The organism is Enterobacter sp. ECC-219, assembly GCF_043966805.1.
GTDB classification, from domain to species: Bacteria; Pseudomonadota; Gammaproteobacteria; order Enterobacterales; family Enterobacteriaceae; genus Enterobacter; species Enterobacter cloacae_N.
The window spans coordinates 4,404,299-4,431,065 of record NZ_CP143680.1 but is presented as its reverse complement, the minus strand read 5'-3'; the positions used below and the strand labels follow the sequence as shown (position 1 = coordinate 4,431,065).

At 57.5% G+C, this 26,767-nt stretch carries 20 protein-coding genes; 14 read left to right on the top strand and 6 right to left on the bottom strand.

The features are described from left to right. Window positions 1–51 precede the first annotated feature (51 nt). A complete protein-coding gene (sseB, locus tag V1603_RS21045; protein WP_116343275.1) occupies window positions 52–828 on the top strand; it encodes an enhanced serine sensitivity protein SseB in 777 nt (258 codons plus the stop codon). Window positions 829–845: 17 nt separating this feature from the next. On the opposite strand, the gene V1603_RS21040 is transcribed toward sseB, so the two are convergent. The 4 genes from V1603_RS21040 to V1603_RS21025 form a co-directional block, all read right to left on the bottom strand. After that, entirely contained in the window at window positions 846–1,616 is a 771-nt protein-coding gene (locus tag V1603_RS21040) for a MurR/RpiR family transcriptional regulator (protein WP_395313227.1), read from the bottom strand. After that, the gene (gene sseA / locus V1603_RS21035) at window positions 1,616–2,464 is read right to left on the bottom strand and encodes a 3-mercaptopyruvate sulfurtransferase (protein ID WP_395313226.1); all 849 of its coding nucleotides are present in this window, start codon (window positions 2,462–2,464) and stop codon (window positions 1,616–1,618) included. The genes V1603_RS21040 and sseA overlap by 1 nt, the downstream gene beginning before the upstream one ends. A gap of 90 nt (window positions 2,465–2,554) precedes the next feature. Then, complete coding sequence (locus V1603_RS21030; RefSeq protein WP_395313225.1) at window positions 2,555–3,922, bottom strand: 6-phospho-alpha-glucosidase; 1,368 nt, start codon at window positions 3,920–3,922, stop codon at window positions 2,555–2,557. A 12-nt stretch (window positions 3,923–3,934) separates the two neighbouring features. Continuing rightward, window positions 3,935–5,479, bottom strand: a complete 1,545-nt coding sequence (locus V1603_RS21025) for a PTS transporter subunit EIIC (RefSeq protein ID WP_395313224.1) — start codon at window positions 5,477–5,479, stop codon at window positions 3,935–3,937. 289 nt (window positions 5,480–5,768) lie between these two features. Here V1603_RS21025 and V1603_RS21020 point away from each other — a divergent pair, with 289 nt between their 5' ends. From V1603_RS21020 to V1603_RS20960, 13 genes are all read left to right on the top strand, one after another. Next, on the top strand, window positions 5,769–10,721 hold the full coding sequence (locus tag V1603_RS21020; RefSeq protein WP_395313223.1) for an alpha-2-macroglobulin family protein: 4,953 nt from the start codon (window positions 5,769–5,771) through the stop codon (window positions 10,719–10,721). Between the two features lies 1 nt (window position 10,722). Next, window positions 10,723–13,047, top strand: coding sequence for a peptidoglycan glycosyltransferase PbpC (gene pbpC / locus V1603_RS21015; protein ID WP_395313222.1), 2,325 nt, complete (start codon window positions 10,723–10,725; stop codon window positions 13,045–13,047). Window positions 13,048–13,203: 156 nt separating this feature from the next. Next, on the top strand, window positions 13,204–13,635 hold the full coding sequence (gene ndk / locus V1603_RS21010) for a nucleoside-diphosphate kinase (RefSeq protein WP_003860625.1): 432 nt from the start codon (window positions 13,204–13,206) through the stop codon (window positions 13,633–13,635). A 169-nt stretch (window positions 13,636–13,804) separates the two neighbouring features. Then, window positions 13,805–14,971 carry a bifunctional tRNA (adenosine(37)-C2)-methyltransferase TrmG/ribosomal RNA large subunit methyltransferase RlmN gene (locus V1603_RS21005; RefSeq protein ID WP_014884812.1) on the top strand — a complete coding sequence of 389 codons (1,167 nt, stop codon included), beginning with the start codon at window positions 13,805–13,807 and terminating at the stop codon, window positions 14,969–14,971. A gap of 292 nt (window positions 14,972–15,263) precedes the next feature. Continuing rightward, a complete protein-coding gene (gene rodZ, locus V1603_RS21000) occupies window positions 15,264–16,271 on the top strand; it encodes a cytoskeleton protein RodZ (protein ID WP_395313221.1) in 1,008 nt (335 codons plus the stop codon). 26 nt (window positions 16,272–16,297) lie between these two features. Then, entirely contained in the window at window positions 16,298–17,416 is a 1,119-nt protein-coding gene (gene ispG / locus V1603_RS20995) for a flavodoxin-dependent (E)-4-hydroxy-3-methylbut-2-enyl-diphosphate synthase (protein WP_116343256.1), read from the top strand. Between the two features lie 80 nt (window positions 17,417–17,496). Beyond that, window positions 17,497–18,771: a histidine--tRNA ligase gene (hisS, locus tag V1603_RS20990; RefSeq protein WP_116343255.1), complete on the top strand. Its 1,275-nt coding sequence runs from the start codon at window positions 17,497–17,499 to the stop codon at window positions 18,769–18,771. A 13-nt stretch (window positions 18,772–18,784) separates the two neighbouring features. Continuing rightward, entirely contained in the window at window positions 18,785–19,405 is a 621-nt protein-coding gene (locus V1603_RS20985; protein WP_061097402.1) for a YfgM family protein, read from the top strand. 10 nt (window positions 19,406–19,415) lie between these two features. Beyond that, window positions 19,416–20,594, top strand: coding sequence for an outer membrane protein assembly factor BamB (gene bamB / locus V1603_RS20980; protein ID WP_395313220.1), 1,179 nt, complete (start codon window positions 19,416–19,418; stop codon window positions 20,592–20,594). Window positions 20,595–20,706: 112 nt separating this feature from the next. Then, window positions 20,707–22,182, top strand: coding sequence for a ribosome biogenesis GTPase Der (der, locus tag V1603_RS20975; RefSeq protein WP_233002501.1), 1,476 nt, complete (start codon window positions 20,707–20,709; stop codon window positions 22,180–22,182). 300 nt (window positions 22,183–22,482) lie between these two features. Continuing rightward, a complete protein-coding gene (locus tag V1603_RS20970; RefSeq protein ID WP_116343249.1) occupies window positions 22,483–24,027 on the top strand; it encodes a peptide MFS transporter in 1,545 nt (514 codons plus the stop codon). Window positions 24,028–24,085: 58 nt separating this feature from the next. Then, complete coding sequence (locus V1603_RS20965) at window positions 24,086–25,120, top strand: oxidoreductase (RefSeq protein WP_395313219.1); 1,035 nt, start codon at window positions 24,086–24,088, stop codon at window positions 25,118–25,120. Between the two features lie 47 nt (window positions 25,121–25,167). Then, window positions 25,168–25,389 carry a zinc ribbon domain-containing protein gene (locus tag V1603_RS20960; protein WP_163330579.1) on the top strand — a complete coding sequence of 74 codons (222 nt, stop codon included), beginning with the start codon at window positions 25,168–25,170 and terminating at the stop codon, window positions 25,387–25,389. Here V1603_RS20960 and V1603_RS20955 read toward each other — a convergent pair. Both V1603_RS20955 and V1603_RS20950 read right to left on the bottom strand, forming a co-directional pair. Then, complete coding sequence (locus tag V1603_RS20955; protein ID WP_023294287.1) at window positions 25,386–25,736, bottom strand: protealysin inhibitor emfourin; 351 nt, start codon at window positions 25,734–25,736, stop codon at window positions 25,386–25,388. The two genes, V1603_RS20960 and V1603_RS20955, sit on opposite strands and share 4 nt — an antisense overlap. Continuing rightward, window positions 25,737–26,756: a M4 family metallopeptidase gene (locus tag V1603_RS20950; RefSeq protein ID WP_316380660.1), complete on the bottom strand. Its 1,020-nt coding sequence runs from the start codon at window positions 26,754–26,756 to the stop codon at window positions 25,737–25,739. Window positions 26,757–26,767 lie beyond the last annotated feature (11 nt).

Sequence of the window (26,767 nt, the reverse complement as noted above, 5' to 3'; positions counted from 1 at the left end):
TCCCTGTGGGAGAGGGCCGGGGTGAGGGGAAATGCATCATCTGGAATTGTTATGTCCGAAACCAAAAACGAATTAGAAACCCTGTTGGAGCAGGCGGCGACCGAGCCCGCACACCGTCCGGCATTTTTCCGCACGCTGCTGGAGTCCACCGTCTGGGTGCCGGGCACCGCGGCGGAAGGCGAGCAGGTTGTCGAAGACAGCGCGCTGGATCTGCTGCACTGGGAAAAAGACGACGGCTCTTCGGTGATCCCGTTCTTCACCTCGCTGGAAGCCCTGCAGGAAGCGGTAGAAGATGAACAGGCGTTCGTGGTAATGCCGGTGCGTACCCTGTTTGAAATGACGCTGGGCCAGACGCTGTTCCTCAACGCGAAGCTGCCAACCGGGAAAGAATTCACCCCGCGTGAAATCAGCCACCTGATCGGCGAAGAGGGTAACCCTCTCAGTACCCAGGAGGTGCTGGAAGGGGGGGAAACGCTGCTGCTGTCTGAGGTGGCCGAGCCGCCTGCGCAGATGATAGATTCCCTGACCACGCTCTTCAAAACCCTGAAACCAGTAAGACGCGCATTCCTCTGCTCTATCAAAGAGAGCGCTGACGAAAAGCCTGTTTTGCTGATTGGCATTGAAGCCGACGGCGATATCGACGACATCATTCAGGCGGCGGGAAGCGTGGCGACCGACACGCTTCCGGGCGACGAGCCGATCGATATCTGTCAGGTGACGAAAGGTGAGAAGGGCATCAGCCACTTTATCACCGAGCACATCACCCCGTTCTACGAGCGTCGCTGGGGAGGCTTCCTGCGCGATCTAAAAACAAACCGCATTATCTGATTACGGCGGGGTGAGTTTCACCCCGTTGCTTCCAGCAGCAGTAAATCCATCAGCAGCACCAGATTCGACTCAAACGACGTCACTCCTGCGGCTTCGGCGGCGAAGTGTACCGCTTCGTCATAGAGGGCAAAGTGCACGTCCGCCATCCCCGCCAGCGTATTGGCCGAGGCGCGGGTAAACGCGACGATGGTCATGCCGACGTTTTTGGCAATCCGCGCTTTGTCCAGCACCTGCTCCGTTTCGCCGCTGCGCGAGACGGCAATAAACACCTGATAGCGCGTGGCGTTGCTGAGAAATATATTACGGCTGTCCCCCGGTCCGGAGATGAACGCCGTTTTGCCCAGTACCTGTAATTTCTTGGTCAGGTACTCGGCAAAGAGATAGGAAAACCCGGCGCCATAGAGAAAGAAGCTCTCTTTCTGGCGCAGAAGGTCGGCAAACTGCTGGCGCTTCTCCTGCGTGACCCACTGGAAGGTGTGCTGATAGTTGGCGATAAACTGATTAAACAGCGCCGGGAGTTCAGGAAGGGATTGCGCCTCGGCTGCTATATGCGGCGTGTCGGAGAGCAGTTGCTTGCAGTGCCAGATAAATTCGCTAAAGCCGCTGAACCCCAGCTTCTGACACAGCCGCATAATGGTGGCGGTCGAAACAAACGTCGCCTGCGCCAGCTCGCGCACCGTGATATTGCCTACCAGCAGCGGATGCTCCGTGAGGTGGGCGAGGACGCGATACTCCGCGCGGGTCAATGACGCTCCGCGCGTTAACAGCGTGGCCAGGCGGTTATCCATTATTTCGCGGGTTCGACAGGCAGATCTTCCCGCGCACCCCATTCGCTCCAGGCGCCGTCGTAGAGCGTGACGTCGCTTACGCTGAGCGTGGCAAGCGCCAGAATCACTACGCAGGCCGTTACGCCGGAGCCGCAGCTGGCAATAATCGGACGATGTAAATCCACGCCAGCACGGTCAAAAATGGCGCGCAGCTCGTCGGTGGTTTTCAGCTCGCCTTCAAACACCAGGTCGCCCCACGGCACGTTCAGCGCGCCCGGAATATGTCCACGCTTCAGCCCCGGACGCGGCTCGTCCGCTTCGGCATTGAAGCGCGGAGCAGGACGGGCATCGACGATTTGCGCCGTTTTTTCATGGCTCACGACCAGCACGTCGGTCAGGCGTTTCACCACGTGCGCGTCGAACGTGGCATCGAATTCGCCTTCCGGCAGCGTCACGTCGCCCTGCTGAAGGGGCAGCTCGTCACGCTTCCAGCCCGCCAGCCCGCCCGCCAGAATCGAGACTTTTTCCACGCCGAAGTTTTTCAGCATCCACCACGCGCGCGGTGCGGAGAAGAGGTTACCTTCATCATAGACAACAAGATGTTTGTCTTTACTGACGCCCAGCTCGCGCATCGCCACGGAAAACGCTTCCGGGCGCGGCAGCATGTGCGGCAGGGGAGAGTTGCGATCGGAGAGGGCTTCGATATCAAAAAATACCGCGCCAGGCAGATGTCCGGCACGGTATTCCGCGACCATATCGCGAAGGTGTTCCTGCCCGGCCGGGGCCATACGCGCGTCAATAATCTGGACTTCCGGATCGTCGCCGTGCTCAATCAGCCAGTCGGCGGCGACAAAATATGAGGTGGACATGGGTTGCCTCCATTCTTTTCCGTAAAAAAGGATTGTCGGTGTTTTTTCTGACACCGACAAGCAAACCTCGTTCAACTCGCGAGCAAGCCCCTATTTTTTCACCGGTTCGCCGTCCTGCCAGGCTTTTTGCAGCGCAGGCCAGTAGTCGCGGTTGGCCTCGATCATCTCATCCAGAATCGCTTTTGCATGCTCCATGGTTGGCACGGTGCGGTTGAGGGTGAACGCCTGCAGGGCTTTCTCATAGCTGCCCTCGATGGTCGCCTCCACCAGAAGCTGTTCCGAGGCGAGCTGCTGTTGCAGCAGAGTCTGATGAAACAGCGGCACCTGCCCCACGCGCACAGGCTCCGGCCCTTCGGAGGTGATATAGGCGGGCACTTCCACCACCGCATCGTACGGCAGATTGGTTATCGCCCCGCGGTTTTCCACCATCACCAGATGTCGTTGGCGCAGGTTAAAGGCCAGCGAGCAGGCGACGTCAACGATAAACTCGCCGTGAACACCCACGTGGAAGGCATCCGGTAAAATCCCGGTGCGCTTGTACTCTTCAGCAGCAGCAAAAAGTTTTTTCTCACGCCCGTTCATCACTTCGTTAGCACGGGTATAGTCCGGGTTCTGGTGCTCCACAATCTGGTTCGGCATCAGGTAGTACTGCAGGTACGGGTTCGGCAGGTACTCCGGGAAGTTATCCATAATCGGCTTGATGTTGCGCCAGGTTTTAACCCACGAGGGATCGGAGTGCTGCGGATCGGTTTTGGCCGCATCTTCCGTCAGCAGACCAAACTTCGCGATATGCTTACGCAGCGCCGGCAGCTTGTCCTCGCCGTCCACCAGCACGCGGGTAAACCAACCGAAGTGGTTCAGGCCGAAGTAGTCCACTTCCAGCTTGCGGCGATCGACACCCAGAATCGCTCCCATATTGCGCATGGCAGCCACCGGCATATCGCAGATGTTCAACACCCGCGCGTTAGGGCGCAGGCGGCGCACACCTTCCGCGACGATCGCCGCCGGGTTGGAGTAGTTCACGATCCAGGCCTTCTCATGCGCGTAGCGATCCACCAGATCGATAAGCTCGACCATCGGCAGGATCGTGCGCAGTCCGTAGGCCAGCCCGCCGGGGCCGCAGGTCTCCTGGCCGACCACGCCGTGACGCAGCGGGATCTTCTCATCCTGCTCGCGCATTTTATACTGGCCGACGCGCATCTGGGCGAAGACGAAATGCGCGCCGCTGAAGGCCACTTCCGGGTCACTGGTGACGGTAAATTTGATGCTCTGGCTGTGGTCGCGAATGACCTTTTCGACGACGGGCGCAATGGTGTTCTGACGCGTCTCGTCGATGTCATAGAGGCGAATTTCGGCCAGCGGGAAATCCTTCAAGCGCACCATCAGGCTTTTTACAATACCCGGCGTGTAGGTGCTGCCGCCGCCGGCAATCGACAGAATAAATGGGGGTGTAAACATCTTTAGCTCCTTTCAGAGAAACGTCTCAACGGCTTCTCGCATTTTTTTGACATGCAGCCCGTAGACCACCTGAACGTTGTTACCTTGTTTGATAACCCCTTTCGCGCCGGTCGCCTTCAGGCGAGGCTCGTCGATGATGGCGACGTCCTTCACCGTGACGCGTAAGCGGGTGTAGCAGTTATCCACAACCTCAATATTTTCCCGGCCGCCCAGTCCCACCACGATGGACTCGCCCAGCCCGTCGTTGTTGCCTTTCGCCTGGTACTCCTGCTTGCTGTAAAGGCGTGTCTCCTGATCTTCATCCTCACGGCCCGGCGTTTTCATGTTGAAGCGCAGGATCAGGAAGCGGAACACCACTAAGTAGAGGGCAAACACGATCAGCCCGACCACGATGTACATCGGCCAGTTGGACTTCTCCGTGCCGAGCGGCAGGTTGTAGAGGATGAAGTCGATAATCCCGTTGGCGCCGATGGCGTGAACACCCAGCAGCGAGAACAGCATCATGCCGATGCCGGTCAGCACCGCATGCACCACGAACAGCAGCGGGGCGACGAACAGAAAGGAGAACTCAATCGGCTCGGTCACGCCGACCAGCAGTGAGGTCAGCGCCGCCGGGATCAGAATCGCTTTCGCAATGGCTTTACGCTCGGGCTTCGCGGTCATGTACATTGCCAGCGCGGCGGCGGGCAGCCCGAACATCTTGCTGATGCCGCGCGCGTCCCACACTACCGTGCTGCTGAGCTGCTTCACGTCCGGGCAGGCCATCTCGGCGAAGTAGATATTGCGCGCGCCCTGATAGGTTGCGCCGCACACCTCCTGCGTACCGCCCAGTTCGGTATAGAGGAACGGCGTATAAACCAGATGATGCAGGCCTGTCGGCACAAGAATGCGCTCAAGGAAACCGTAAATGGCTACGCCGAGCGGGCCGGAGCCTTTAATAGCCAGCGCCAGCGCGCTAATGCCGTGCTGAGCGTACGGCCAGAGTTCGCTCATTACCACGCCGAGCAGCATAGAGACGGGCAACATGACAATCGCCACAAAGCAGTGTCCGGAGTAAATCGCCATCGCGCCGTTAAACTGTACGCCGGAGTATTTGTTATACAGATAACCGGATAGCGCCCCGGTCAGGATCCCGGCGAACACGCCCATCTCCAGCACCTGCACGCCCAGCACCATGCTTTGACCCGCGGCTTTCATCTGCTCAGCAGGGGCCAGCTCGCCCTGTAGCTGCAGCGTGACGTTCATGGCATTGATAAACACCACGAAGGTCACCAGCCCAATCAGCGCCGCGTAGCCTTTATCGCGCGTCGCCAGACCAATCGGGATCCCGACGGCAAACACCAGCGCCAGGTTGACCAGCACCGACACGGCAGACTTGGCGATCAGCTGGCCAATATTCTGAATAAGGGGATGCCCGAGAAAAGGCAGGTATTCTGCGAGGTTACCGTTACCCAGCACGTTACCAAAGGCGATAAACAGACCGACGATCGGTAAGATAAGTACCGGTCCGTACAATGATTTTCCGAAATTTTGTAGGGCGTTCACGGCTCGTTTCATAGCTTTCTCTCTTTTTGAACCGCGCACTCGAGGTGCGTCATGGTCATAAAGCTAGCAGTCTTCAGGCGAGCTTATCCAGCTATCTTCTTGTTTTAAAAACAAATGACGTGAAAGGTAACATGTGACGTTATGTGCTGTGATCGCGGTTTCATCCCGGTGTAACGGGGGAATGCCATTCTGCGAGGCGCTTTCCAGATTCTAAAATTGGACTTTTTGTATTAACGAAACTTGCGGATAATACTTATTCGGACGACGACCAACAGGCCCCCTCTCAGGCCAGGGACAAAGGATGAAACCGTTTCGCTTAGCCGCGATCTCTCTCGCGCTGCTCACCACGTTTACGCTTGTCGGCTGTGATAACAGCGATGATAAGCCTCAGACTGCTGCGCCAGCAGCGTCTACTGCATCAACACCGAAAGCCGCAGAAAAGCCCGATGCTGAAAAACTGGCTAAAATGGCCGCCCAGAGTCAGGGAAAAGCGCTGACCCTGCTTGATGCCTCGGAAGTTCAGCTCGACGGTGCCGCCACGCTGGTGCTGACCTTCTCTGTACCGCTGGATCCGAATCAGGATTTCGCCAAAACGGTGCATGTCGTGGATAAGAAAAGCGGCAAGGTTGACGGGGCGTGGGAACTTGCGCCTGGCCTGAAAGAGCTTCGCCTGCGTCATCTGGAGCCTAACCGAAACCTGGTCATCACCGTGGATCGTGGCCTGGTGGCGCTGAACAAAGCGACCTTTGGCATTGATTATGAAAAAGCCCTGACCACCCGGGATGTAGAACCGACGGTCGGTTTTGCCAGCCGCGGCTCGCTGCTGCCGGGCAAGGTAGTGGAAGGTCTGCCGGTGATGGCGCTTAACGTCAACAATGTGGACGTTAATTTCTACCGCGTGAAGCCGGAATCGCTGGCCTCGTTTGTCAGCCAGTGGGAATACCGTAACTCGCTGACCAACTGGGAATCAGACAATCTGCTGAAGATGGCGGAGCTGGTCTATACCGGTCGCTTTGACCTCAATCCGGCGCGCAACACGCGCGAAAAACTGCTCCTGCCGCTCAAGGATATCAAGCCGCTTCAGCAGTCCGGCGTCTATATTGCCGTTATGAACCAGGCCGGGCATTACAGCTACAGCAATGCCGCAACACTCTTTACCCTGAGCGATATCGGTTTGTCCGCTCACCGCTATCATAACCGGCTGGACATCTTCACCCAGAGCCTGGAAAACGGTGCGGCGCAGTCCGGTGTCACCGTCACGCTGTTAAATGATAAAGGGCAGACGCTTGCCGAGGCGAGCAGCGACGCCGACGGTCATGCGAAGCTTGAAACCGATAAAGAAGCCGCGCTTATTCTGGCCAGCAAAGACGGCCAGACCACGCTGCTTGACCTCAAGCTTCCGGCGCTGGATCTGGCGGAGTTCGATATTGCCGGTAACCCGGGATACAGCAAGCAATTCTTTATGTTTGGCCCGCGCGATCTCTATCGTCCGGGTGAAACGGTGATTCTCAACGGCTTACTGCGCGACAGCGACGGAAAACCGCTTCCCGACCAGCCCGTGAAGCTTGACGTGCTGCGCCCGGACGGCCAGGTGGCACGTACTATCGTTGTTCAGCCTGAGAACGGCCTCTACCGCTTCAATTATCCGCTGGATAGCGGCGCGCAGACCGGCATGTGGCATATTCGTGCCAACACGGGCGATAACCTGCAGCGCATGTGGGACTTCCACGTTGAAGATTTTATGCCTGAGCGTATGGCGCTGAACCTGACGGGACAAAAAGCACCGGTTTCCCCGCAGGATAACGTGGACTTTAACGTTGTGGGCTATTACCTCTATGGCGCACCGGCCAACGGCAACTCGCTGCAGGGCCAGCTTTTCCTGCGTCCGCTGCGCGAGGCGGTTACTGCGCTGCCGGGCTTCCAGTTCGGTGATATTGCTGAGGAAAACCTGAGCCGCAGCCTGGATGAAGTACAGCTTACGCTGGATGAGCAGGGGCGCGGGCAGGTGACCACCGAAAGCCAGTGGAAAGAGGTACACTCGCCGCTGCAGCTGATTCTGCAGGCCAGCCTGCTGGAGTCGGGTGGACGTCCGGTAACGCGTCGCGCTGAGCAGGCCATATGGCCGGCGGCGGAGCTGCCGGGGATCCGCCCGCAGTTCGCCAGTAAAGCGGTTTACGACTACCGTACCGATACCACCGTCAACCAGCCGATTGTCGATGAAAACGGCAACGCCACCTTTGATATTGTTTATGCCGATGCCAGCGGCTCGAAAAAAGCGATTTCCGGCTTGCAGGTTCGCCTGATCCGCGAGCGACGTGACTACTTCTGGAACTGGTCTGAGAGCGAAGGCTGGCAGTCTCAGTTTGATCAGAAAGACCTGGTCGAAGGCGAGCAGGCGCTTAGCCTTAAGGCCGATGAAACCGGAAAAGTCACCTTCCCGGTGGAGTGGGGCTCATACCGTCTGGAAGTGAAAGCGCCTGATGAAATGGTCAGCAGCGTGCGCTTCTGGGCGGGCTACAGCTGGCAGGATAACAGCGACGGCACGGGAGCAGCACGCCCTGACCGCGTGACGCTGAAACTGGATAAACCGGCCTATCAGCCAGGCGATACCATCCAGCTGCACATTGCAGCGCCGGCCGCAGGCAAGGGCTATGCCATGATTGAGTCCAGCGAAGGGCCGCTGTGGTGGAAAGAGATCGACGTACCGGCAAACGGTCTGGATCTCTCCATTCCGGTGGATAAGGCCTGGAAACGGCACGATCTCTACCTCAGCGCGCTGGTGGTGCGTCCTGGCGATAAATCCAAATCCGCTACGCCGAAGCGCGCGGTTGGACTGCTGCATCTGCCGATGGGCGACGAAAATCGTCGCCTGAACATAGCGCTGGATAACCCGCAGAAAATGCGTCCAAACCAGACGCTCTCCGTGAAGGTGAAGGCCAGCGTGAAAGAGGGGGCAGTTCCGCAGAAAGTGAACGTGCTGGTCTCGGCGGTGGACAGCGGCGTGCTGAACATTACCGATTACGTCACGCCGGATCCGTGGCAGGCTTTCTTTGGCCAGAAACGCTACGGCTCGGATATCTACGATATCTACGGCCAGGTCATTGAAGGGCAGGGCCGTATGGCCGCGCTGCGTTTCGGTGGTGACGGCGATGAACTCAAGCGCGGCGGCAAACCGCCGGTGAACCACGTTACCATTATTGCCCAGCAGGCTCAGCCGGTTACGCTGGATGCCAACGGAGAAGGCACTATCACGCTGCCGATTGGTGATTTCAACGGCGAGCTGCGCCTGATGGCGCAGGCCTGGACGGAAGATGATTTCGGCAGTAGCGAAAGCAAGGTTGTGGTGGCCGCGCCGGTTATTACCGAGCTTAATACGCCGCGCTTCCTGGCTAGTGGAGATACCTCACGGCTGACGCTGGATCTCACCAACCTGACCGACAAACCGCAAACGCTGAAGGTTGCCCTGAGCGCGACAGGCAAGCTGTCACTGGAAGGCGCGCAGCCGCAGCCGGTTCAGTTGCCTCCGGGCGCGCGCAGCACCCTGTTTATTCCGGTGCGTGCACTGGAGGGGTATGGCGACGGTGAGGTGACGGCACAGGTTACCGGTCTGGAGCTTCCTGGCGAAACCTTTGCCCCGCAGCAGAAGAGCTGGAAAATCGGCATTCGTCCGGCGTTCCCGGCGCAGACGGTCAATACCGGTGCCATGCTGAACCCTGGCGAGTCCTGGACCGCGCCGGCACAGCATAGCAATGGATTCTCTCCTGCCACTCTGCAGGGGCAACTGCTGCTGAGCGGTAAACCACCGCTCAACCTGGCGCGCTACATCCGCGAACTACAGGCGTATCCGTATGGCTGCCTGGAACAAACCACCAGCGGCCTGTTCCCGTCTCTCTATACCAACGCGGCGCAGCTTACCGCGCTTGGCATCAAAGGAGATACCGATGACAAGCGCCGTGCTGCCATTGATGTCGGGATCTCCCGTCTGCTGCAGATGCAGCGTGATGATGGCGGTTTTGCCTTGTGGGATAAAAACGGCCCGGAAGAGTACTGGCTGACCGCCTATGTGACTGACTTCCTGGTGCGCGCGGGTGAGCAGGGCTATAGCGTACCTGCCGATGCGGTGAACAATGCCAACAACCGTCTGCTGCGCTACCTTCAGGATCCGGGCATGATGTCCATTCGCTATAGCGATGATACTCAGGCCAGCAAATTTGCCGTGCAGGCTTATGCCTCGCTGGTGCTGGCGCGTCAGCAAAAAGCGCCGCTCGGTGCGCTGCGTGAAATCTGGGAGCGTCACGCTCAGGCCGCCTCCGGGCTGCCGCTGATGCAGTTGGGCATGGCGCTTAAACTGATGGGCGATGCGCCGCGCAGCCAGCAGGCGCTGGATCTGGCACTTAAAACGCCGCGCAACGACAGCAAAAACTGGATGGCCGATTACGGCAGTCAGTTGCGCGATAATGCCCTGATGCTCTCCCTGCTGGAAGAGAACAAGCTGCTGCCGGATGCGCAAAATACGCTGCTGAATGCGTTGTCTGAACAGGCTTTCAGCCAGCGCTGGCTGTCTACTCAGGAAAGCAACGCGCTGTTCCTGGCCGGACGTTCGCTGCAAACCTTGTCAGGTGCCTGGCAGGCGAAAACTTCCCTGTCTGATACCGCATCAGGCGGGGATAAGGCGCAGGTACAAAACGTGAGCGGCGACCAGCTCGGTGCGCTGCAGGTAACCAATACCGGCACGGCACCGCTGTGGGTACGTCTGGACAGCACCGGCTATCCGGAATATGCCCCTCAGCCGAGCGCTAACGTGCTGCAGGTTGAACGTCATATCCTGGCAACCGATGGCAGCAGCAAATCGCTCTCTTCGCTGAAGAGCGGTGAGCTGGTGCTGGTCTGGCTTGAAGTGAAAGCCAGCCAAAACGTGCCGGATGCGCTGGTAGTGGATCTCCTCCCGGCAGGTCTGGAGCTGGAAAACCAGAATCTGGCGAGCAGCAGCGCCAGCCTGCAGGATAGCGGTAGCGAAGTGCAGAACCTGCTCAGCCAGATGCAGCAGGCGGATATTCAGCATATGGAGTTCCGCGACGACCGCTTTGTGGCTGCCGTGCCGGTAAACGAAGGTCAGCCGATCACACTGGTCTATCTGGCACGCGCCGTGACGCCGGGAACCTACCAGGTACCGGTGCCGATGGTGGAGTCTATGTACGTTCCGCAGTGGCGGGCAACGGGTGCGGCCAGCGGCCCGCTGATCGTTGTTCCGTAACATGCCGGGAGCACGTCTGACACGCTCCCGCTGGCTCTGGCTGGCGGGAGCGCTTCTCGTTTTATGGGGGCTGATTATCGCCGCCGACCGCCTGTGGCCGTTGCCTCTGAAAGAGGTTAACCCTGCACGAGTCGTGGTGGACGAGAAGGGCGCGCCGCTCTGGCGTTTTGCCGATAGCGACGGTATCTGGCGCTATCCGGTTACCATTGAAGACGTTTCTCCGCGCTACCTTGAGGCTCTGATCCAGTACGAAGATCGCTGGTTCTGGGATCATCCAGGCGTAAACCCGCTCTCTGTCCTGCGCGCCGCCTGGCAGGATCTCACCTCCGGAAGAGTGGTTTCGGGAGGAAGCACGCTTACCATGCAGGTTGCGCGCCTGCTGGATCCGCATCCGCGCACCTTTGGCGGCAAAATTCGCCAGCTATGGCGGGCGATGCAGCTGGAGTGGCATCTCTCTAAACGTGACATTCTTACGCTCTATCTCAACCGCGCCCCGTTTGGCGGCACGCTGCAGGGCGTGGGGGCGGCGAGCTGGACCTATCTTGGGAAACCCCCTTCGCAGCTGAGCTACTCCGACGCGGCGTTGCTGGCGGTTCTGCCGCAGGCGCCAAGCCGCCTGCGCCCGGACCGCTGGCCGGAGCGGGCCGAAGCGGCACGCAACAAAGTGCTCGACCGCATGATGACCCAGGGCGTCTGGTCAGCAAAGCAGGTGAAAGAGTCCCGTGAAGAGCCGGTATGGCTGGCTCCCCGGCAGATGCCGCAGCTGGCGCCGCTCTTTGCACGCATGATGCTTGGCAAAAGTCGCGACACAAAGATTGTCACCACGCTGGATGCCGGACTGCAACGGCAGCTGGAAGAGCTGGCGATGAACTGGAAATCCCGCCTGCCGGCACGCAGCTCGCTGGCGATGATCGTAGTCGATCATACCGACATGAAGGTGCGCGGCTGGGTTGGCTCGGTAGATATCAACGACGACACGCGTTTTAGCCACGTGGATATGGTTAACGCGATCCGATCCCCGGGATCGGTATTGAAACCGTTTATCTACGGTATGGCGCTGGACGATGGCCTGATCCATCCCGCCTCGCTGCTTCAGGACGTGCCCAGAAAAACCGGCGATTATCGCCCGGGAAATTTTGACAGTGGGTTCCACGGGCCGGTCAGCATGAGTGAAGCGCTGGTGCGCTCCCTCAACCTGCCAGCCGTACAGGTGCTGGAAGCCTACGGACCTAAACGGTTTGCGGGGATGCTGAGCAATGCCGGGCTGCCGCTGATCCTGCCTGCCGGAGCGCAGCCGAATCTTTCGCTGATCCTGGGGGGCGCAGGCGCGAGGCTGGCGGATATCGCCGCCGCGTACAGCGCCTTTGCAAGGCATGGCAAGGCGGGGCGGCTGCGCTTACAGCCGGGCGACCCGCTGACTGAACGCCCGCTGTTATCGCCGGGCTCGGCGTGGATTATTCGCCGTATTCTGGCGAACGAGGCGCAGCCGCTGCCGGACAGCGCGCTGCCGCAAATTGCGCCACTGGCGTGGAAAACGGGCACCAGCTACGGCTACCGTGATGCCTGGGCCATCGGTCTGAATGCCCGTTACGTAATAGGTATCTGGACAGGACGACCGGACGGCACGCCCGTAGCGGGGCAGTTTGGTTTTGCCAGCGCGGTTCCGCTATTAAACCAGGTGAATAACCTGCTTCAGTCACGCTCGACCATAGACGAGGCCCGCCTGCCGCGCGATCCGCGCCCGGAAAGCGTCGGGCGGGGCGTGATCTGTTGGCCTGGCGGTCAGTCGCTGCCGGAAGGGAGTGAAAACTGTCGACGTCGTCTGTCGACCTGGCTGCTGGAAGGGAGTGACCCCCCTACGCTGCTATTGCCCGAACAGGAAGGCATTCGCGGCATTCGTTTCCCGGTCTGGGTGGATAAAACGGGCAAGCGTGTGGCGGCAGATTGCCCTGATGCAACGGAAAAAGTCCTCGATGTCTGGCCGCTGCCGCTGGAGCCGTGGCTGCCTGCGACCGAGCGTCGTGCGGTACGGGTCCCGACTTCATCAACAATCTGTCCTCCGCTCTCGCAGGATGCACCTGCGCCACTCATCCTGACCGGCGTGCGCGAAGGGGCCGTTATAAAACGTCTGCCGGGGGAGTCCCGCGTTTCGCTGCCGCTTCAGGCGACCGGCAACAGCGGCGAGCGCTGGTGGTTTTTGAACGGTGAACCGCTGAGTGTGAAAGGACGGGTTTACACATTACAGCTTGATAAACCGGGCGAATATCAGTTACTCGTTATGGATGAGACCGGGCAGGTTGCGACGGTGAATTTTACGCTGCAGTGACCTTAAAACAGCGTTCAGATGTGAGCTGTTGCTAAAACTCGTCTTATTTTAAAAAAATGTTACCTGAATCCATAGGCAATGGCGCTATTGCTCATTATAATCCGCGCCACACCATACTCCGGTATGCAAAACAACAGAACATTGACAGAGGTTATCATGGCTATTGAACGTACTTTTTCCATCATCAAACCAAACGCGGTGGCAAAAAACGTTATTGGCAGCATCTTCGCTCGCTTTGAATCAGCAGGGTTTAAGATCGTTGGCACCAAAATGCTGCACCTGACCGTTGAGCAGGCTCGTGGTTTCTACGCTGAGCACGAAGGTCGTCCATTCTTTGATGGCCTGGTTGAGTTCATGACCTCCGGTCCAATCGTGGTATCCGTGCTGGAAGGCGAAAACGCAGTACAGCGTCACCGCGATCTGCTGGGTGCAACCAACCCGGACAACGCGCTGGCGGGTACCCTGCGCGCTGACTACGCGGACAGCTTCACCGAGAACGGCACCCACGGTTCCGACTCTGTTGAATCTGCTGCGCGCGAAATCGCGTTCTTCTTCGCTGAAGGCGAAGTGTGTCCACGTACCCGTTAATTTAACGGTTTCGTTTACACATTATTTTCGTAAATGCCACGTCCAGACGTGGCATCCCTGCGCCAGACTTTGTACAATGCAACGCCCCGGACGAGCAGACAGCTTTCCGGGGCGTTTCTATTCAACCCTCCATGGGCCACAACGTGTAACAACGAGGCCGGAAAAAATTATGTCTGAACTAGTGAATACCTCCGAAGTCGCCATTCCTGCGGTTCCCAATAAAAATGGAAAAATTAACCTGCTGGACCTGAACCGTCAGCAGATGCGCGAGTTCTTTAAAGATATGGGTGAGAAGCCGTTTCGTGCAGATCAGGTCATGAAGTGGATGTACCACTACTGCAGCGACAACTTTGATGAGATGACTGACATCAACAAAGTGCTGCGCAACAAGCTCAAAGAAGTGGCTGAAATCCGCGCACCGGAAGTGGTGGAAGAGCAGCGCTCGGCGGACGGCACCATCAAATGGGCGATTGCGGTAGGCGATCAGCGTGTTGAAACCGTCTACATCCCGGAAGAAGATCGCGCCACGCTGTGCGTCTCTTCTCAGGTGGGCTGTGCGCTGGAGTGCAAATTCTGCTCTACCGCTCAGCAAGGGTTTAACCGTAACCTACGCGTGTCTGAAATCATCGGTCAGGTCTGGCGTGCCGCGAAGATCGTTGGCGCAGCGAAAGTGACCGGCACGCGTCCGATCACCAACGTGGTGATGATGGGGATGGGTGAACCGCTGCTGAACCTGACCAACGTGGTGCCGGCGATGGAGATCATGCTGGATGACTTCGGTTTTGGCCTGTCCAAGCGTCGCGTGACGCTGTCTACCTCAGGCGTTGTGCCTGCGCTGGACAAGCTCGGTGACATGATTGACGTTGCGCTGGCTATCTCCCTGCACGCGCCAAACGATGAAATCCGTGACGAAATTGTACCGATTAACAAAAAGTACAATATCGAAACCTTCCTCGCTGCCGTGCGTCGCTACCTGGAGAAATCCAACGCAAACCAGGGCCGCGTTACCATCGAGTACGTGATGCTTGACCACGTCAACGACGGTACCGAACACGCGCATCAGTTGGCTGAGCTGCTGAAAGATACGCCATGCAAAATCAACCTGATTCCGTGGAACCCGTTCCCGGGCGCACCGTATGGCCGTAGCTCGAACAGCCGTATCGACCGTTTCTCCAAGGTGCTGATGGAGTATGGTTTCACCACCATCGTCCGTAAAACCCGTGGTGATGATATTGATGCTGCGTGCGGACAGCTGGCAGGCGACGTCATTGACCGTACCAAACGTACCCTGCGTAAACGCATGCAGGGCGAGACGATTGCGGTCAAAGCTGTTTGATTATTATGCACTCACGGCGCATTATCTGCGCCGTGATGCTTAATCTTATTGAATAATCAGTCAGATTCGTGATGACTGATCAATAATTACGGTGCGTTTCATCCGACTTTCGGGCAGTATGTAACGACGTAACAACAGTTTAGCCGTTCGGGCAGGGCTGTACTGTCATCTCCGGGCTGACAGTCTTATACTGTCTGTTCAAGGTTAACTGACCTGAAGTTTCGCGGTGCGGGTGGCATTGTGACTCACCGGCACCTGAACCCTTTTTTTCACGTACCAGTAGTTGTAGCGAATGAATACTGAAGCCACTCACGACCAACATGAAGCACTCTCCACTGGCGTTCGTCTTCGCAACGCCCGTGAACAACTCGGACTCAGCCAGCAAGCCGTTGCAGAACGCTTGTGCCTGAAGGTTTCCACGGTTCGCGATATTGAAGAAGATAAGGCGCCTGCCGATCTGGCTTCAACATTTCTGCGCGGTTATATCCGCTCTTACGCAAAGCTGGTGCACATCCCCGAAAACGAATTACTGCCAATGATGGAGAAGCAGGCACCGGTTCGTGCAGCAAAAGTTGCCCCGATGCAAAGCTTCTCCCTGGGGAAACGCCGTAAAAAACGTGATGGCTGGCTGATGAGCTTTACCTGGCTGGTGCTGTTTGTGGTTGTCGGTCTGACCGGCGCGTGGTGGTGGCAGAACCACAAGGCACAGCAGGAAGAGATCACTACCATGGCCGATCAATCCTCCGCCGAACTCAATCAGGCGAGCAACGGTGGCGCCCAGAGCGTCCCGCTGAACACCGAGGGTGCAGCGACCTCAAGCGAGCCGCAAACAACGGCTCCGGCGACCGAAGCAGCACAGGCTCCGGCCGCAACGGCTAACACCGCTGCGCCGCAGGCCCAGGATCAAAACGCGGTCGTCGCGCCTTCTCAGGCAAATGTCGATACTGCGATGAACGCCCCGGCAGCGACTCAGCCTGCGGACAATAACGCGGCGTCCCTGCCGACCGACCCGGCGGCAACAGCCGCGCCAGCCGCCGATCCAAACGCGCTGGTGATGAACTTCACGGCTGACTGCTGGCTGGAAGTGACAGACGCGACAGGTAAAAAACTCTTCAGTGGCCTGCAGCGTAAAGATGGCAATTTAAATCTGGTCGGTCAGGCTCCTTATAAGCTTAAAATTGGCGCTCCGGCAGCGGTACAGATCCAGTATCAAGGAAAACCTGTCGACCTGAGCCGCTTTATCAGAACTAACCAGGTTGCACGTCTTACCGTTAATGCCGAACAATCAGCAGCACAGTAACAGACGGGCAACGCGGGAGATTTTTCATGCATAACCAGGCTCCGATTCAACGTAGAAAATCGAAACGGATTTACGTTGGGAATGTGCCAGTCGGCGATGGGGCACCTATCGCCGTCCAGTCGATGACCAATACGCGCACCACGGACGTGGAAGCGACGGTCAACCAAATCAAAGCATTAGAGCGTGTAGGCGCGGACATTGTTCGCGTCTCCGTGCCCACTATGGATGCCGCTGAGGCGTTCAAACTGATCAAACAGCAGGTCAGCGTTCCGCTGGTTGCAGACATCCACTTCGACTACCGTATCGCGCTGAAAGTCGCCGAATACGGCGTTGATTGCCTGCGTATTAACCCGGGCAACATCGGTAACGAAGAGCGTATCCGCATGGTCGTGGACTGCGCCCGCGACAAAAATATTCCTATCCGTATCGGCGTAAACGCCGGTTCCCTGGAAAAAGATCTGCAGGAAAAATACGGCGAGCCTACGCCTCAGGCGCTGCTCGAATCCGCGATGCGTCACGTCGATCATCTCGATCGTCTTAACTTCGATCAGTTTAAAGTCAGCGTAAAAGCGTCCGACGTGTTCCTCGCAGTGGAATCTTACCGTCTGCTGGCAAAACAGATCGAGCAGCCTCTGCACCTCGGGATCACCGAAGCGGGCGGTCTGCGTAGCGGATCTGTAAAATCGGCGATCGGTCTGGGGCTGCTGCTCTCTGAAGGGATCGGCGACACCCTGCGCGTCTCGCTGGCGGCCGATCCGGTCGAAGAGATCAAGGTCGGTTTTGATATCCTGAAGTCACTGCGCATTCGTTCGCGTGGGATCAACTTCATTGCCTGCCCAACATGCTCACGTCAGGAATTTGACGTGATCGGCACGGTGAATGCCCTGGAGCAGCGTCTGGAAGACATCATTACCCCAATGGACGTCTCCATTATCGGCTGCGTGGTGAATGGTCCGGGTGAAGCGCTGGTGTCAACCCTGGGCGTAACCGGCGGTAACAAGAAAAGTGGTCTCTATGAGGATGGCGTTCGTAAAGATCGTCTGGATAATAGCGACATGATCGACCAGCTTGAAGCCCGCATCCGCGCCAAAGCCGCGATGATGGACGAAACACAGCGTATCAGCGTTCAGCAGGTTGAAAAATAACGTGATGGGAAGCATGCCGCTTCCCATGTATGATTGAACCCATTCTTTGGGTTTTTTTTGTATATAGAAAGAGAATAAACGTGGCAAAAAACATTCAAGCCATCCGCGGCATGAACGATTACCTGCCTGGCGAAACCGCCATCTGGCAGCGCATTGAAGGCACACTGAAGCAGGTGCTCGGCAGCTACGGTTACAGCGAAATCCGTTTGCCGATTGTAGAGCAGACCCCGTTATTCAAACGTGCGATCGGTGAAGTGACCGACGTGGTTGAAAAAGAGATGTACACCTTTGAGGACCGCAACGGCGACAGCCTGACCCTGCGTCCGGAAGGTACGGCGGGCTGCGTACGCGCCGGCATCGAACATGGTCTTCTGTACAATCAGGAGCAGCGCCTGTGGTATATCGGCCCGATGTTCCGCCACGAACGTCCGCAGAAAGGTCGTTATCGCCAGTTCAACCAGCTGGGCGTGGAAGTCTTTGGCCTGCAGGGCCCGGACATCGACGCCGAACTGATTATGCTGACCGCCCGCTGGTGGCGCGCGCTCGGTATCGCCGATCATGTCTCCCTGGAACTGAACTCAATCGGTTCTCTGGAAGCGCGAGCTAACTACCGCGATGCGCTGGTGGCGTTCCTGGAACAGCACAAAGAGAAGCTGGACGAAGACTGCAAACGTCGCATGTACAGCAACCCGCTGCGCGTGCTGGATTCCAAAAACCCTGATGTCCAGGCGCTGCTGAACGATGCCCCTGCGCTGGGTGACTACCTGGACGACGAGTCTCGCGAACACTTTACCGGTCTGTGCAAGCTGCTCGAAGCGGCGGGCATTGCCTACACCGTGAACCAGCGTCTGGTGCGCGGTCTGGATTATTACAACCGCACCGTGTTTGAGTGGGTAACCACCAGCCTCGGTTCGCAGGGTACCGTATGTGCCGGCGGCCGTTATGATGGTCTGGTTGAGCAACTGGGTGGCCGTGCGGCCCCTGCGGTTGGCTTCGCGATGGGTCTTGAACGACTTGTTTTGCTGGTTCAGGCAGTTAATCCGGAATTTAAAGCAGATTCCGTTGTCGATATATACCTGGTGGCTTCAGGCGCGGAAACGCAGTCTGCGGCGATGCAGCTTGCCGAACGCGTGCGTGATGCGCTGCCGGGCGTTAAGCTAATGACCAACCATGGCGGCGGCAACTTCAAAAAACAGTTTGCTCGTGCCGATAAGTGGGGCGCAAGTATTGCACTGGTGCTGGGCGAGTCCGAAGTGGCTAACGGCGAAGTGGTAGTAAAAGACCTGCGCTCTGGTGAGCAGACAACGGTAACGCAGGACGGCGTTGCGGCGCACTTGCGCACTCTATTGGGCTAAGGAGAAAGACGGCGTGGAAATGTACGAGAACGAACACGATCAGGTCGACGCGATTAAACGCTTCTTTGCTGAAAACGGCAAAGCGCTGGTTGTTGGGGTAATTTTAGGTGTGGGTGCGCTGGTTGGCTGGCGTTACTGGAACAATCATCAGGCGGATTCCGCGCGCGGCGCGTCTCTGTCCTATGAAAATACCGTTAGCGCGCTTCGGGCCGATCAGCCGCAAACGCTGGTTGCGGCAGAGAAATTTGCCGCCGACAACAAAAACACCTACGGTGCGCTGGCTGCACTGGAAGTGGCTCAGCAGTATGTTGATAAGAACGAACTGGATAAAGCCGCTGCTCAGCTGTCTCAGGGCCTTGCTGCTGCCAGCGATGAAAATCTGAAGGCAGTGATCAATCTGCGCCTGGCACGTATTCAGGTTCAGCAGAAAAAAGCTGACGACGCGCTGAAAACGCTCGATACCATCAAAGGCGAAGGTTTTGCTGCCATCGTTGCCGATCTGCGCGGTGAAGCACTGCTGAGCAAAGGTGACAAAGCGGGCGCGCGTAAAGCGTGGCAAGCTGGCGTAGAGAGCAAAGCGTCACCTGCGCTGAGCGAAATGATGCAGATGAAAATAAATAATTTGTCCGTCTGAGAGGGACCCGATGCAATTGCGTAAATTACTTCTGCCAGGACTGCTTTCTGTTACGTTATTGAGTGGTTGTTCACTGTTCAGTGGCGAAGAAGACGTTGTGAAAATGTCCCCACTGCCGACGGTTGAAAACCAGTTTAACCCATCCACCGCGTGGGATGTCTCCGTGGGCAGTGGGATTGGTGATTTTTATTCCAACCTTCATCCGGCCTATGCCGACAGCGTTGTCTATGCCGCTGACCGCAAAGGTACCGTGAAAGCGGTCAACGCCGATGATGGAAAAGAAGTCTGGTCCGTTAACCTGGCGGAAAAAGACGGCTGGTTCTCCCGTAAACCTGCACTGCTGTCTGGCGGTCTGACCGTTTCCGGTGGTCATGTGTACGTGGGCAGCGAAAAGGCGCAGGTGTATGCGCTGAACAGCAGCGACGGTTCCATTGCCTGGCAAACGACCGTTGCCGGTGAGTCTCTGTCTCGCCCTGTGGTGAGCGACGGCCTGGTGCTGATTCATACCAGCAACGGCCAGCTGCAGGCGCTGAACGAAGCGGACGGTCTGGTGAAATGGACCGTTAACCTGGATATGCCAGCGCTCTCTCTGCGCGGTGAATCTGCGCCGGCTACCGCATTTGGCGCTGCCATTGTGGGCGGTGACAACGGTCGCGTGAGCGCCGTGCTGATGCAGCAGGGCCAGATGATCTGGCAGCAGCGCATCTCTCAGGCCACTGGCTCAACGGAAATTGACCGTCTGAGCGACGTAGACACCACGCCGGTTATCGTTGACGGTGTGGTTTACGCGCTGGCCTATAACGGCAACCTGACCGCGCTGGACCTGCGCAGCGGCCAGATTATGTGGAAACGTGAGCTGGGCTCCGTGAATGACTTCATCGTTGACGGTAACCGCATCTATATGGTTGACCAGAACGATCGCCTGCTGGCGCTGAGCACCGAAGGCGGCGTGACGCTGTGGACGCAGAGCGATCTGCTGCACCGCCTGCTGACCGCGCCAGCCCTTTACAACGGCAGCCTGGTGGTCGGTGACAGCGAAGGGTATATGCACTGGATTGATCCAGAAAACGGTCGCTTTGTTGCACAGCAAAAAGTTGATGGTTCTGGTTTCCTGACCGATCCGGTTGTGGCTGACGGCAAACTGCTGATTCAGGCAAAAGACGGCACGCTGTACGCGATCACGCGTTAATTACCCGGCGGTTGTAGTATACTAAACGGCTCCTGTTCACTCAGGAGCCGTTTTGACATTTTTAAAAACGCCGCGAAAGCGACGTTTATTTGAATTTTATGAGGCTTCAAACATGGTACCTGTGGTCGCGCTTGTCGGGCGCCCTAACGTTGGAAAATCCACTCTTTTTAACCGTTTAACACGCACCCGTGATGCGCTGGTTGCGGATTTCCCGGGGCTGACGCGTGACCGTAAGTACGGTCGTGCAGAGGTGGAAGGACGCGAGTTCATCTGTATTGATACTGGCGGTATCGATGGCACAGAAGACGGCGTTGAAACCCGCATGGCGGAACAGTCATTGCTGGCGATTGAAGAAGCGGACGTCGTGCTGTTCATGGTGGATGCGCGCGCTGGCCTGATGCCGGCGGACTCCGCTATCGCTAAGCACCTGCGTTCACGCGAAAAGCCAACTTTCCTGGTGGCGAACAAAACTGACGGCATCGATGCCGATCAGGCTATCGCGGACTTCTGGTCTCTGGGCATGGGGGAGATCCACCCGATTGCGGCATCGCATGGCCGCGGTGTGACCAGCCTGCTGGAAACCGTTCTGCTGCCGTGGGTGGACGAAGTGAACCCGCCGGAAGAGGTGGATGAAGACGCCGCCTACTGGGCGCAGTTTGAAGACGGTGAAGAGGGCGAAGAAGAAGCGCCTGAGGATGACTTCAACCCTCAGGATCTGCCGATCAAGCTGGCTATCGTCGGCCGTCCAAACGTAGGTAAGTCTACGCTCACTAACCGTATTCTGGGTGAAGAGCGCGTGGTGGTTTACGACATGCCGGGCACTACGCGTGACAGCATCTACATCCCGATGCAGCGCGATGAACGTGAGTATGTCCTGATCGACACCGCCGGGGTACGTAAGCGCGGAAAAATCACCGACGTGGTGGAAAAATTCTCCGTTATCAAAACCCTGCAGGCAATTGAAGATGCCAACGTGGTGCTGCTGGTTATCGACGCGCGCGAAGGTATCTCCGATCAGGATCTCTCTCTGCTCGGCTTTATCCTCAATAGTGGGCGCTCACTGGTTATCGTGGTCAACAAGTGGGACGGCCTGAGCAATGAAGTACGCGAGCAGGTGAAAGAGACCCTGGACTTCCGTCTGGGCTTTATCGACTTTGCCCGCGTGCACTTTATTTCTGCGCTGCACGGCAGCGGCGTCGGTAACCTGTTCGAATCCGTGCGTGAAGCGTATGACAGCTCCACTCGTCGTCAGAGCACCGCCATGCTGACCCGCATCATGAATATGGCTGCGGAAGACCACCAGCCGCCGCTGGTTCGTGGTCGTCGCGTGAAGCTGAAATATGCCCACGCCGGTGGCTATAACCCGCCAATCGTGGTGATCCACGGCAACCAGGTGAAAGACCTGCCGGATTCCTACAAGCGCTATCTGATGAACTACTTCCGGAAATCGCTGGACGTGATGGGCACGCCTATCCGCATCCAGTTTAAGGAAGGGGAAAACCCGTTCGCCAACAAGCGCAACACCCTGACGCCAAACCAGATGCGTAAGCGTAAGCGTTTGATTAAGCACATTAAGAAAAGCAAATAATCATTGACGATCTCACGAAGGCCCGCGTTTATCGCGGGCTTTTTTTTGCCCAAATCATACCGCCAGTTTTCTCTGTGTGATGTCAATCACTATTCATTTTCAACCACGTTTAAATCTAAGAAAGTAGACAATCGTCGAATTTTCATCTTAAAGTCCAGGGTCCGGTACTAGACAAAACTAGCGACTGGTTATCAAATGGTTAACTAACTTTTCGCCGCATGTAAAAAATCGGTCAGATACGTAACTGGCCGGCGTACCTGCTGGTGTTTACAAGCACGACACATACCTTTCGGGAGAATTATGCAATCCTCTGTTAATCAAAAAGAGAGCCGAACGTTCTTCGGCCATCCGTATCCGCTCGGTTCGCTGTTCTTTACCGAGATGTGGGAGCGTTTCTCGTTTTACGGCATTCGTCCGCTGCTGATCCTGTTTATGGCCGCCACCGTCTATGACGGCGGAATGGGGCTGGCGCGCGAAAACGCCTCGGCGATTGTCGGTATCTTTGCCGGCACCATGTACCTCGCCGCGCTGCCGGGCGGCTGGCTGGCGGATAACTGGCTCGGCCAGCAGAGAGCTGTCTGGTACGGTTCGATTCTGATCGCGCTCGGCCATCTGTCGATCGCGCTGTCGGCCATCATGGGCAATAACCTGTTCTTTATCGGCTTGATGTTCATCGTGCTCGGCTCTGGCCTGTTCAAAACCTGTATCTCGGTGATGGTCGGGACCCTGTATAAAAAAGGCGATGCGCGTCGTGACGGCGGTTTCTCGCTGTTCTACATGGGCATCAACATGGGCTCGTTCATCGCCCCGCTGATTTCCGGCTGGCTGATAAAAACCCACGGCTGGCACTGGGGCTTTGGCATTGGCGGCATCGGGATGCTGGTGGCGCTGATTATCTTCCGCGTGTTTGCCGTTCCGGCAATGAAGCGTTACGACGGCGAAGTCGGCCTCGACTCAACCTGGAACAGCCCGGTGGTGAAGCGTAACGGCGTGGGCGTTTGGCTGCTGGCGCTGGCGGCAGGCGTGGCAACGCTCGTGACGCTGATTGCGCAGGGCGTGATTGTCATTAACCCGGTCGCGGTAGCCAGCGTGCTGGTCTACGTGATTGCGGCGTCTGTTGCCCTCTACTTTATCTACCTGTTCATTTTCGCGGGCCTGAGCCGCAAAGAGCGCGCCAGGCTGCTGGTCTGCTTTATTCTGCTGGTCTCCGCCGCGTTCTTCTGGTCCGCGTTTGAGCAGAAGCCAACCTCGTTCAACCTGTTTGCCAACGACTACACTAACCGCATGATTGGTGATTTTGAAATTCCGGCGGTGTGGTTCCAGTCGATCAACGCCCTGTTCATCATCCTGCTGGCCCCCGTGTTCAGCTGGGCATGGCCGAAGCTGGCGAGCATGAACATTCGCCCGAGCAGCATCACCAAGTTTGTAATTGGTATTCTGTGTGCGGCAGGGGGCTTTGGCCTGATGATGCTGGCGGCACAGAACGTGCTGAGCAACGGCGGGGCGGGCGTGTCGCCGTTCTGGCTGGTGGGCAGTATCCTGATGCTGACGCTCGGTGAGCTGTGCCTGAGCCCGATCGGTTTGGCGACCATGACCCTGTTGGCACCGGAGAGAATGCGCGGCCAGATGATGGGGCTGTGGTTCTGCGCCAGCGCGCTGGGTAACCTGGCGGCTGGCTTGATTGGCGGCCACGTGAAGGCCGACCAGCTGGATATGCTGCCTGATCTCTTTGCGCGCTGCTCCATGGCGCTGCTGATTTGTGCCGCAGTGCTGATCGTCCTCATTGTTCCGGTGCGCCGCATGCTGGAAAATGTGCAAACTAAACCGGCAGTCAGCGCCTCATAAACCTCGGTGTGCCGGGGCAGGCGTTACGCCCCGGCACGGTATTTTCTGAGGCGAAACTATGCAGTTAGGATTTGTTGGTCTTGGCGCGGTAGTGGAAACAGCGTATCTGCCCGCTTTGCGTAACCTGTTCGATGGCGCTGTTCGTTGTTTCGGCTTCGATGTTCTCCCCGCTAAGCACCCCGAAGGCGTTACGCGCAGCGCCTCGCTTGCGGAGCTTTTAGCCACCCCGCTGGATACCCTTTTTATCACCACCGCATCGCTGCACCATCTTGCAGTGCTTGAGCAGGCGATTGCCTCGCCCGTACCGCGGATTGTGATTGAAAAACCGATTGTCGCCACGCTTTCTCAAATCGAAAAACTCAACGCGCTGCTGGCAACGCCCGATGTGGCATCCCGCGTGCTGGCGCTCGACCACTGGATGGCGCGCACCGAAACGGTGAAGCATTCACTGGTCGGCCATTTTTCTGACATCGTTCGCATCGAAGGCTTTTTGCAGGAGCCGAGTGGGTATAACGACGCCGGGGAACCTGTCGCGCTCAATTTCGCGACCGGTGAACCGGATACGAGAACGCTTCGCCACCCGGACGGCGTGATTCTGGATATCGGTACGCACGTGCTGGCGATGCTGCGTGAAACGGTGCGCTATCTTGGCGGCCATGACGATATGACGCTGCAGGTCGTCACGGCCAAAGATCGCCTGGGCCGCAATATTGCAAAAGGCGACCTGACCACGGCGGAAGGTGAGGCGCACTTGCAGGGAAGCATCAGCGGTGTGCCAGTGGAGATCTGGCTTAACAAATACGCGGGGCCTGCAGGTGGACAAAAGGGCTTACGAGTGTATTTACGCGACGGGCGCATCATCAACCACGACCGACGCGGCGCGGAAGATGTGCTGGAGCTGATTGAGGGTAAGGATATTCAGCGCTGGCATATCCCCGGTACGATCTATGAACGCTGTCTTGCCGAACACATTATTGGCGCAAAGAGCCTGTTTGAACGCGATCCGCAGGAGGTGAGCCGCACGACGCGCCGCAGAATCGAGGAGGTGGCGCTGCTGCTGACCTTGCAGCAACAGTTACGTGGCCCTCACTGAAGACGTGGTAAAATTATCGCAGACCAGAACGCCCTGAAGGAGACACCATGACCATTACCTGCCCGGATTGCCAGGCACAGCTTGAACCCCTGAACGGGGCGGTGCACTGCGACAGCTGTAATAAAGATATTGCGCTCGAAGCCCGCTGCCCGGAGTGCCATCAGCCACTCCAGGTCTTAAAAGCCTGCGGGGCGGTGGATTATTTCTGCCAGAACGGCCACGGCTTAATCTCTAAAAAGCGCGTGGAGTTTGTCCCGGCCGAAGGTTAATCACACACGCAGCCTTCGCCTTTCTTCCACAGCTCGACCAGCGACTCGGGCGCTTCCTGCTCAGGTACCAGCACGATGATATCGGCGTAGTGCGCCTGATTTTGGCCGGTCCAGATAATCTGGATGCGGAAATAGCGCTGGTCCCCGCTGCCGGGGGAAGAGACTTGTCCGGGCGGCTGGCCGCGCGGGAAGGCCTGCTCGAGGATGCTCACCAGGCGCTGGCGCTGGGCCTCATTGAGCGAGGAGAGCGCGATGGTGCGCTGGCCGCTCAGCTTAGGAATAAAAGCGACGCCGCCTTCCCGGGCCAGCTCAACCACGGCGTCATCCGTCAGTTCCGGAACCTGCATTTACAGCACTCCCACCTGTTCCCAGGCTTGTTTTATTGCCGCCCCTACGTCGCTACCGGAGCGTTTCTCTCCGTGCGCTATCGTCAGTTTTGCAAAGGCATCAAAATCCGCATCCTGCGCCAGATTGCGATCGCAAACCGTGTCGTACCAGGCATAACCCGCTTTTTCCCAGGCGTAACCGCCGATTGCGGTCGCTGCCAGATAAAACGCCCGGTTAGGGATGCCGGAGTTAAGATGTACGCCGCCGTTATCCTCGCGCGTTTTGATGAAATCTTTCATATGCGCGGGCTGCGGGTCTTTGCCTAGCAGAGGATCGTCGTAGGCGGTGCCGGGTTCTGACATGGAGCGCAGCCCTCTGCCGTTAATGCCCGCGGCCAGCAGCCCTTCACCAATCAGCCAGTCTGCTTTATCGGCGGTTTGCTTCAGATGATACTGTTTCACCAGCGAGCCAAACACGTCTGACAGAGACTCGTTCAGCGCGCCCGACTGCTCAAAATATATCAGCCCGGCTTCGGTCTCGGTTACGCCGTGGCTCAGCTCGTGCGCCACCACGTCGATGGCAATCGTAAAGCGGTTAAAGATTTCCCCGTCGCCGTCACCGAATACCATCTGCTGCCCATTCCAGAAGGCGTTCTGATATTCCCGCCCATAGTGAACGGTGCCGGTCAAAATAAGCCCCTTATTATCGAGCGAATCACGCTGATATTCTTTCCAGAAGAAATCATGGGTGATACCTAAATAGTTATAGGCTTCATCCACCGCCACATCGCCGTTGGAGGGTTGCCCCTCATAACGCACCTGCGTACCCGGCAGCTCCTGGGTCTGTTTCGCATCGTAGATATCGCGCTCAAGCTGACCGGCTTTATTCACGTGCGGCGCGGCGGGTTTGCCCGGCATATGCGCCATCAGGGTCTGGACGTGGGTTAAGGTCTGGCGGGCACAGCGCTGCTGCGGCTCGGAACCGCTTTCGATAATACGACGAAGAATATAAGGGGGAATAACGCTACGAAGATGGGACATGCTGCTCTCCT